General features: G+C 67.4%; 9 protein-coding genes. 1 reads left to right on the top strand and 8 read right to left on the bottom strand.

The features are described 5' to 3' along the window. Positions 1–134: 134 nt before the first annotated feature. Complete coding sequence (locus FKP22_RS14935; RefSeq protein ID WP_211361413.1) at positions 135–593, bottom strand: YbjQ family protein; 459 nt, start codon at positions 591–593, stop codon at positions 135–137. 4 nt (positions 594–597) lie between these two features. Beyond that, positions 598–918: a YbjQ family protein gene (locus FKP22_RS14940; RefSeq protein ID WP_141288265.1), complete on the bottom strand. Its 321-nt coding sequence runs from the start codon at positions 916–918 to the stop codon at positions 598–600. 189 nt (positions 919–1,107) lie between these two features. Here FKP22_RS14940 and FKP22_RS14945 point away from each other — a divergent pair, with 189 nt between their 5' ends. Then, the gene (locus FKP22_RS14945; protein ID WP_211361414.1) at positions 1,108–2,073 is read left to right on the top strand and encodes a glycosyl hydrolase; all 966 of its coding nucleotides are present in this window, start codon (positions 1,108–1,110) and stop codon (positions 2,071–2,073) included. On the opposite strand, the gene FKP22_RS14950 is transcribed toward FKP22_RS14945, so the two are convergent. From FKP22_RS14950 to FKP22_RS32085, 6 genes are all read right to left on the bottom strand, one after another. Continuing rightward, positions 2,052–2,849 carry an ATPase gene (locus tag FKP22_RS14950; RefSeq protein WP_141288266.1) on the bottom strand — a complete coding sequence of 266 codons (798 nt, stop codon included), beginning with the start codon at positions 2,847–2,849 and terminating at the stop codon, positions 2,052–2,054. The two genes, FKP22_RS14945 and FKP22_RS14950, sit on opposite strands and share 22 nt — an antisense overlap. A 3-nt stretch (positions 2,850–2,852) precedes the next feature. Continuing rightward, positions 2,853–3,104: a PDZ domain-containing protein gene (locus tag FKP22_RS14955; RefSeq protein ID WP_231010122.1), complete on the bottom strand. Its 252-nt coding sequence runs from the start codon at positions 3,102–3,104 to the stop codon at positions 2,853–2,855. A gap of 67 nt (positions 3,105–3,171) precedes the next feature. Continuing rightward, complete coding sequence (locus FKP22_RS14960; protein WP_141288267.1) at positions 3,172–4,269, bottom strand: bifunctional nicotinamide-nucleotide adenylyltransferase/Nudix hydroxylase; 1,098 nt, start codon at positions 4,267–4,269, stop codon at positions 3,172–3,174. A gap of 17 nt (positions 4,270–4,286) precedes the next feature. Next, positions 4,287–5,987 (bottom strand): NAD+ synthase, encoded by a 1,701-nt coding sequence (locus FKP22_RS14965; protein ID WP_141288272.1) that lies wholly within the window; start codon positions 5,985–5,987, stop codon positions 4,287–4,289. Continuing rightward, the gene (pncB, locus tag FKP22_RS14970; protein WP_141288268.1) at positions 5,987–7,189 is read right to left on the bottom strand and encodes a nicotinate phosphoribosyltransferase; all 1,203 of its coding nucleotides are present in this window, start codon (positions 7,187–7,189) and stop codon (positions 5,987–5,989) included. Before pncB ends, FKP22_RS14965 begins: the two co-directional genes overlap by 1 nt. 15 nt (positions 7,190–7,204) lie before the next feature. Continuing rightward, on the bottom strand, positions 7,205–7,833 hold a 629-nt coding region (locus FKP22_RS32085), incomplete at its 5' end, for a cysteine hydrolase family protein (RefSeq protein WP_170200915.1).

The following is a 7,833-nucleotide window of genomic DNA, read 5'->3' on the forward strand; positions in this document are numbered from 1 at the left end:
CGCTGGCGCCGACCACCCAGGCGAACTCACGCAGCGGGTGCTCGGCGCTGCTGTTGATGCCTTCGGCGGGCAGCCGGTTCTCCAGCGTCGGGCCGGCAGGGCGCGGTGGTTCTGAAGATTCGGTCATCGGCAGCTCACTCGGCGCGCGTGTCCAGCGCGGTGCCGTAGGCCATCACTTCCATCGCCGGGGTCTGCTTGCCGGCCACGCGCGTGGTGTGGAAGCGCACGCCGATGACCAGCGTGCAACCGGCGTCACGGGCCTGTTGCTTCATGCGCAGCAAGGCTTCGCGCCGCCCGCGTTCCAGCAGCGACTCGTAGCCCCGCATGCGCCCGCCCACCAGGTTGCGAAAGCCGGCCACGAAGGTCTTGAAATGGTCGGACGAAACGACCACGCCGCCGCTCACAAGCTGCGAGCCATGGGCCTTGACGCCTACCGGCACGAAGCGCGTGTTCAACGCGATGACACCTTGCAGCGCACGCTCGCGTTCACGGATCGACGCATAGTGGCGTTGCTCCAGCGCCCGGCCAACGACGTAGCCGATCACGATCAGCACGATCGGCAGCCCCAGGTTGAGGATGAGGTCCAGCGGCATGGGCTCAGATCCGCTCTATCGTCACCGCCGAGCCGTAGGCCAGGATCTCGGCCGCGCCGGTGGTGATGGCCGTGGTGACGAAGCGCACGTTCAGCACCGCGTTGGCGCCCATGCTGCGGGCTTCGTCGGTCATGCGCTTGATGGCCTCTTCCCGCGCTTCCTGCATCAGCTCGGTGTAGCCCTTCAGCTCACCACCCACGATGTTCTTCAGGCCTGCCATCAGGTCCCGGCCGGCGTGCTTGGCCCGCACCGTGCTGCCCTGCGCCAATCCCAGGTGAGCGACCACTCGGTGCCCCGGCGCCATTTCCAGATTGCTGACCAACATCCGATTTCTCCCTCTGTGTTGCGATATTTGTGGATTGGAATCGGCGCCATCATTTCACATCCCGGATGACACCCGACCGCGGCGCCAGGCACCGTTGGGTTTGCGGTGCCGCACCGCCTGTCGGCTCCAGCTCAGTGCCCCGGGATGCGCTGCATAACATCGCGCCTCCACGTTGGGAATGAACAAGAGATGAGCCTGGAAGTACCTGAAGACCAGCGCCGCCGGCGGCTGCTGGGGTTGGCATTTGCAACCGCGGCCGTGATGGCCGGCTGTGGTGGTGGCGGCGGAGACACCAGCCCCGCGCCACCCACAAGCCCTGGCTCACCGCCGCCAGCCCCGCCGCCGGCATCCCCACCGCCTCCGCCACCACCCGCACCGGCCACCAAGAGCGCCAAGCGTGGCGTGGCCTATGACTTCGCGTCCGACGCTGACCTCAGCGCCCTCGCGCCCGGCGTCAGCTGGTGGTACGACTGGGGCCTGAACCCGTCGGCCTCGCTGCCTTCGGACGCGCAGACCACGCACGCGATGGACTTCCTGCCCATGCTGTGGAACGGCAACTTCGACGACGCGCAGGTCACCGCCAAGCTGCTGGCCGACACGTCCATCAAGTACCTGCTGCTGATGAACGAGCCCAACCTGACCGACCAGGCCAACCTCACGCCGCAGCAGGCCGCGGACCTCTGGCCACGCTACGAGGCCATTGCCACGGCCACCGGCGTCAAGCTCGTCGGCCCGCAGATCACCTGGGGCACGATGAGCGGCTACGCCGACCCCGTCGCGTGGCTGGACGCCTTCTACGCCGCCTACCAGGCCGCCCACGCCGGCCGCTCACCACAGATCGACTACCTCGGCTTCCACTGGTACGACTACGGCCTGGCCGACCAGCTCGACCGCCTCGCCAAATACGCCAAGCCCTTCTGGGTCACCGAAATGGCCAACTGGCACAGCCAGACCGACGGCGCCCAGATCGACACGCTGGCCAAGCAGCAAGCCCAGATGACCGAGATGGTCGCCACCTGCGAAACCCGCAGTGACGTCTTCCGCTACGCCTGGTTCACCGGCCGCCTGAACACCGACCCGCACTACAGCAGTTTGCTGGCGGGTGATGGGGTGTTGAGTGGGTTGGGGCTGACCTACCTGTCGTTGCCGTTTTGAGCGGTGGCGTCTGGCGTGCCTGGCTGGAAGGCGCGCCAGAGCGAGGAAGCGATGAACCACTGGGGTAAGGTGTCAGCGTGCAACTCGAGTGTCTTGCCGTCGGTCACTTCGGCGATGAGCCGGTGCTGCTCGCCGGAGTTGTCGAACACATAGGCTCGGTTGGCGGCATCGCAGGCGGATTCCAGCAAGCCAATTGATCGAGCGTACCGCTGCACGATCTTCTCGTGCGGCACGTCGTGGCCGCCTTCCGTCACACGTTGCTGGACGCGGGCGATGTTGATGGCCGGGTCTTCCGTGGCCACGAAGTAGAGGTACGTGCGGAACCCGCAGGCCTGGGCCTCGCGCATGAAGTCCACCTTGTCGCGCGAAGACATGACCGTCTCGAAGGTAAACGACGTGCCCGTTGCCAGTAACTCCCGTCGCACGAAGTCAGCCAGCACGGAGGCAACATAGGAGTTCGCCTGCGCGGGGTTCAGCGTGACCAGCGAGCCTGTCATCCGAAAGTCTTCTGAGACGGCTGACAGGCCGGCGTTTTGCAGCAGCGGTGAAGCCCGGAAATAGGCCCGCAGTCGCTCGCCAATGTCGAGCTTGGTGAGCTGTACGCCAAGGCTGGACAGATCGATCTGCCCGTGTTGTCTCAGGACCTTTTCGATCTCGTCCGCATTGAGGTAGATGCCGATCCATTCCGGGCGCAACTCGTCCTGGATCGTGCTTTTGCCCGATCCGTTGGGCCCGGCGAAGACTCGCAGTCTCGGGCTGGCCGTCGCCGTCGTCACCGCTCAGTCGCTCTTGCTCTTGCGGGTCAGCACCGTGCCTTTTCGCACCTTGGTGGCAGGGGGGAGCGCATGGATCACCCTCACACTGCCATCGGCACTGGCTTCGACCAGTTGGCCATTGGCTGCCATCACCACCTTGCCAGCTTGCGCGAGCGCACGTTGATGCGCAGCGCGCCCGGCGCGCGCGGCCAGCTCCGGAATCCGGGCTTCGGCGATCTGCATGTTCATTTCGCTCAGCGGCGGAATGGGTTTCATCGGGAACTCCTGCGGCTCAGGGCCTCATTGTGCAGCGTGGGCCAAGGCCCCGCTGGGCTCCTATGGATCACTCCCCCTTCGTCAACCCCAGGAAATGATCCAGCATGTGGAAGTGGTCGTCGTGGAACTGGTCTTCCATTGAGGTGAGGTCGGCGATGGGGACCCAGGCGACGGATTGGGCGTCGTCGTCGGCGCAGACTTCGGGGAGTTCGCGGTCGCCGAGGTCGAAGTGGTGGGCGTGGGTGATCGTGCGGCCGCGCTGGCTGCGGTCGGGGTGGTCGAGGACGGCGCTGGCTTTGAGGGCCTGCTGCATCGTGGTGTCCAGCAGGTGCAGGTGGGTCTCTTCGGCGAGTTCGCGCAGCGTGGACTGGTAAGCCGTTTCGCGTTGTTCGATGAAGCCGCCGGGCACGGCCCACAGGCCGACGCCGGGTGGGTGGGCGCGGCGGATCAGCAGCACGTGCTCTGCGCACTGAACCACGGCGTCCACCGTGACGAACACCGGTGCATACGGTGCCTGGGACCAGGCTTCGTGGTAGCGCTTGAGCGCGGCCCATTCGGCGGCCAAGGCGTTGAAGAAGGGCAGCGAGATCCAGCTGCGCAGGAAGGCCAGGGTGCTGTGCGGCAGCACGGCGGTCAGTGCACCGAGTGCGGCGCGGCGGTCGTCTGCGCTGGCCAGTTCGGCGCTGGCGAACAGTGCGTCGCGCACCTGCTGCGCGTCCGGCGTGCCGGGTGCGCGTTCGGCGGCGATCAGCTGCCAGGGCTCGAAGCGGCGCAGGTAGCTGCTGGTGGCGTCCTTGAAGTGGCCGATCAGTGCGATGGACGGTGCCTTGCGGTCTTCTGCGGTTGCCAGCAGCCTGGCCACGCCGGCCTTGACTGCGGCGACCCAGCGCGTCTCGTCATAGAAATCGCGCAGCGGCAGGAACTGGATGCGCGCGGCATCCGCCTCGCCTACCGCCAGGCGGATCAGCTCGGCGCGTTCTTCCCAGGTGAACGGGTTCTTCGGCGTGCGCGCCTGGAAGCTGGAGCCGAGCACGACGATGACCCGCGGCGCGGTGGCCAGCGCCTGGCGCAGCAGCACGAGGTGGCCGTTGTGCAGTGGCTGGAAGCGGCCGATGAACAGCGCGGCTTCGTGTGTGGTGGCAGGGATTTCGGGCAGGGTTCGCATGAGGTGCTGGGTGGGGTTCAGTCGGGATGCACGGCGGCGATGGGCATGCGGCGGCCGCTGCCAAAAGCCTGGGCGCGCAGGCGGATGAGGGGTGGCGCCTGGCGGCGTTTGTACTCGTTGCGCCAGACCATGCGGCGGATGCGGGCGATCAGCGCCGCGCCCTCGGGCTGCAGCTGCAGCGCAGCGACCATCGCGCTGGCCTGTACATGTTCTTCGGGCGAGAGACGTTCGCCCTCGATCATCAGCTTCAGCACCTCGTCCAGCACGGGGTACGGCGGCAGGCTGTCGCTGTCCTGCTGGCCAGGCGCGAGTTCGGCAGAGGGCGGTTTGTCGATGATGGCCCGCGGGATCAGCTCACGGTCGGCGGCTTCGTTCAGGTGCCGCGCCAGCGCAAAGACTTCCGTCTTGTACAGGTCGCCGATCAGGCCCAGTCCGCCATTGGTGTCGCCATACAGCGTGCAGTAGCCCACGGCGATCTCGGACTTGTTGCCGGTGGTCAGCAGCAGCTGGCCGAACTGGTTCGAGTGCGCCATCAGCACGGTGCCGCGGATGCGGGCCTGCAGGTTTTCCAGCGCCAGGCCTTGCAGCGGCGCGCCGGTGCTGGCTTCGAACTGTGCCGCGTGCTGGTCCACTGTGGCCTGGATGGGATGCGTCAACAGCTTCACGCCGAGGTTCGCGCACAGCGTGGCCGAGTCGTCCACCGAGCCTGCGGACGAGTGCCGCGATGGCATCGTGATGGCGAGCACGTTCTCCGGCCCCAGCGCCTCGGCGGCAAGGGCGAGCGTGACGGCGCTGTCGATGCCACCGGACGCGCCGACGACAGCCTGGCGGAAGCCGCAGCGGCGCGCATAGTCCTGAAGGCCGAGCACGATCTGCGCGCGGTGGAAGGCGGGCGCGGTCATGGCTTGTGCGACCGGCGGCAAGGCGCCGCCATCGGCCGCGCAGAAGCGGCCCCGGTCGAAGCCCAGCGTGCAGATGTCTTCGGCGAAGCGGCGGGCCTCGAAGCACACGCCGCGCTGCGGTTCGGCGCAGAAGGAGGCGCCGTCGTAGACCAGTTCGTCATGCCCGCCGACCTGGTTCACATAGACCAGCGGCAGGCCATGGCGCTGGGCCGCGGCGGCGACTACCGCATGGCGGCGCTGGCGCTGGCCCAGGTCCGAAGGGCTGGCGTTGATGGACACCACCAGGTCCGGCGCGGCGTCGCGCATGCAGGCAAACGGGTTGACCGCGTAGGCCTGGCCGTCGTCGTTCCAGCCGTCCTCGCAGATCAGGAAGCCGACGCGTGCATCGCCCACGCGCAGCACCGGCGCGGCGTCCGGGCCAGGCTCGAAATGGCGCTTGTCGTCGAAGATGCCGTAGGTCGGCAGCAGCTGCTTGGCGTAGCGCAGCAGCACCTCGCCGTTGCGCAGCACCAGCAGCTGGTTGTGCAGCGGCTTGCCTGGACCGACGCGAGGCACCGGTGCGCCGACGACCCAGGTCAGCTGCGGCAGTTCGCGCGAGGCTTGATGCAACGCTTCGATGCCCGCTGCCACCTGCTGCAGGAAGGCCGGCTCGGCCAGCAGATCGCCGGGGAAATAGCCGGTCAGCGACAGCTCGGGGAAGATGACCAGCTGCGCGCCTGCGTCCCGGGCCTGGCGGGCCGCGCGCCGCATCGCGGCGACATTGCCTTCGATGTCGCCCAGCGTCGGGTTCAGCTGGGCAAGGGTCAGGGTCAACATCATTGCTGCACCTCTGGCGGCTGGATGTGGAAGACCTGGCGCAGGTAGGCGAGGAAGGTCTCGTCGTCGCACAGGGTCTTGCCCGGGGAATCGGACAGCTTGGCCACCGGCTGGCCGTTGGCGGCGGTGAGCTTCATCACGATGTTGATCGGCGTGAGGCCTACGTCGTTGGTCAGGTGCGTGCCGATGCCAAAGCCCAGCTGCGTGCGGTCGGCGAAATGGCGGTAGAGCGCAAATGCGGTCGGCATGTCCAGGCCGTCGGAGAAGACCAGGCGCTTGGTGTGCGCATCGATGCGCAGCTTGGCGTAATGGGTCAGCGCCTTTTCGCCCCAGGTGATGGGGTCGCCGGAGTCGTGGCGCAGGCCGTCGAAGAGCTTGGCGAAGTAGAGGTCGAAGTCGGCCAGGAAGGCGTCCATGCCGACCACGTCGGTCAGCGCAATGCCCAGGTCGCCGCGGTATTCCTGCACCCAGTCTTCGAGCGCCGCCTGCTGGAAGTGCTTGAGCCGCACCTCGTGGGCCTGGAAGGTCTGCAGGTACTCATGCGCCATGGTGCCGATGGGCACCAGGTTCAGCGCCTTGGCCAGCATCACGTTGGAGGTGCCCTTGAACCACTGCGCAAGTTCGCGCTGGAACGCGCTGACGACCTCGCGCTGCCAGGCGCCGGAGAAGCGGCGTCGCACGCCGAAGTCGAAGAACTCGAAGGGATGGGTGCGGGACGGCTCGGCGCCGAACGCTTTCACGGCCTCGATCTTGGCCTGCAGCCGGCGGCGGCCTTCGGCCAGCGCCGGCTCGGCGTCGAAGCGGCGGAAGTACAGCTCGTTGACGATGGCCAGCACGAAGATCTCGAAGCCCGTCACATGCACCTGCGGGCCGTGGGCGACGATCTGCAGCGTGTCGCCCGCTGTGCTGACCTCGATGAAGGCGCGCTGGAACTGGAAGATGCGCAGGAAGTCGATGAAGTCCGACTTCATGAAGCGCAGGCCCTGCAGATAGCTCAGTTCTTCGGAGGCAAAGCGCAGCTGGCAAAGCGCGTCCAGCTGCTGGCCCACTTCGCCGGCCAGCTCGGCCAGTGGATAGGCCGGTGTGTTGCGGCAGACGAAGCGGTACTCGGCCTGGGTGGACGGGTGCCGGTGCAGCATGGCCTGCCACATCGTGAACTTGTAGAGGTCGGTGTCCAGCAGGCTGGTGATCACGGGGGTCATGGTGGGTTCGAGCCCTCACTGGAGGTTGGCGGTGAGCAGCGGCAGTGCCTGGTCGCAGGTGGCCAGTTGCACGCCGCGGGAACGCATGTCGGCCAGGAAGCCTTGGGCGTTCGCCTCGAAGCCGCCCACCGGGCTCATCGCATCGGTCAGCAGCATGACACGGGTGGCGGCTTCGGCCGGCAGGTTCGCGACGATGTGTTCGGTGGTCGCCTTCACGCAGTGGCTGCTGGCCTGGCCGGCGATCAACAGCAGGTCGGCCTGGGCGAGCTCGGCCAGCAGCGTGCGGTTCAGCTCGGTGGCCGGGTCGGTGCCGTCCGGCACTTCGGCCTGCATCGCGCTGTAGTGCTCGGTCCACGGGTTGCTGCCCTTGAGCACCAGGTTCAGTTGCGTCAGCTGCATGGTCTCCCAGTCGCCCAGCGCGGCCTTCAGGTTGGCATGCAGGTTGTGGCCCCAGGTGCCGATCTCGCAGTGCACCGGCCAGACCATCAGCGTGTAGCGGCCACGGGCTTCGAGCTCGTCCAGGTAGGCGAGGGTTCTTGGCAGCGCGGCCGGGTCGCGTGGCGCGAACTCGCCGGCGCGCACCTGCTGCGCGGTGATGGGCGTGAATGGCGCGACGGCGCCGCCGTCGCCTTGCTGCCAGAAGC

The sequence above is a fragment of the Ideonella azotifigens genome (genome assembly GCF_006519715.1).
Lineage (GTDB): Bacteria > Pseudomonadota > Gammaproteobacteria > Burkholderiales > Burkholderiaceae_C > Ideonella > Ideonella azotifigens.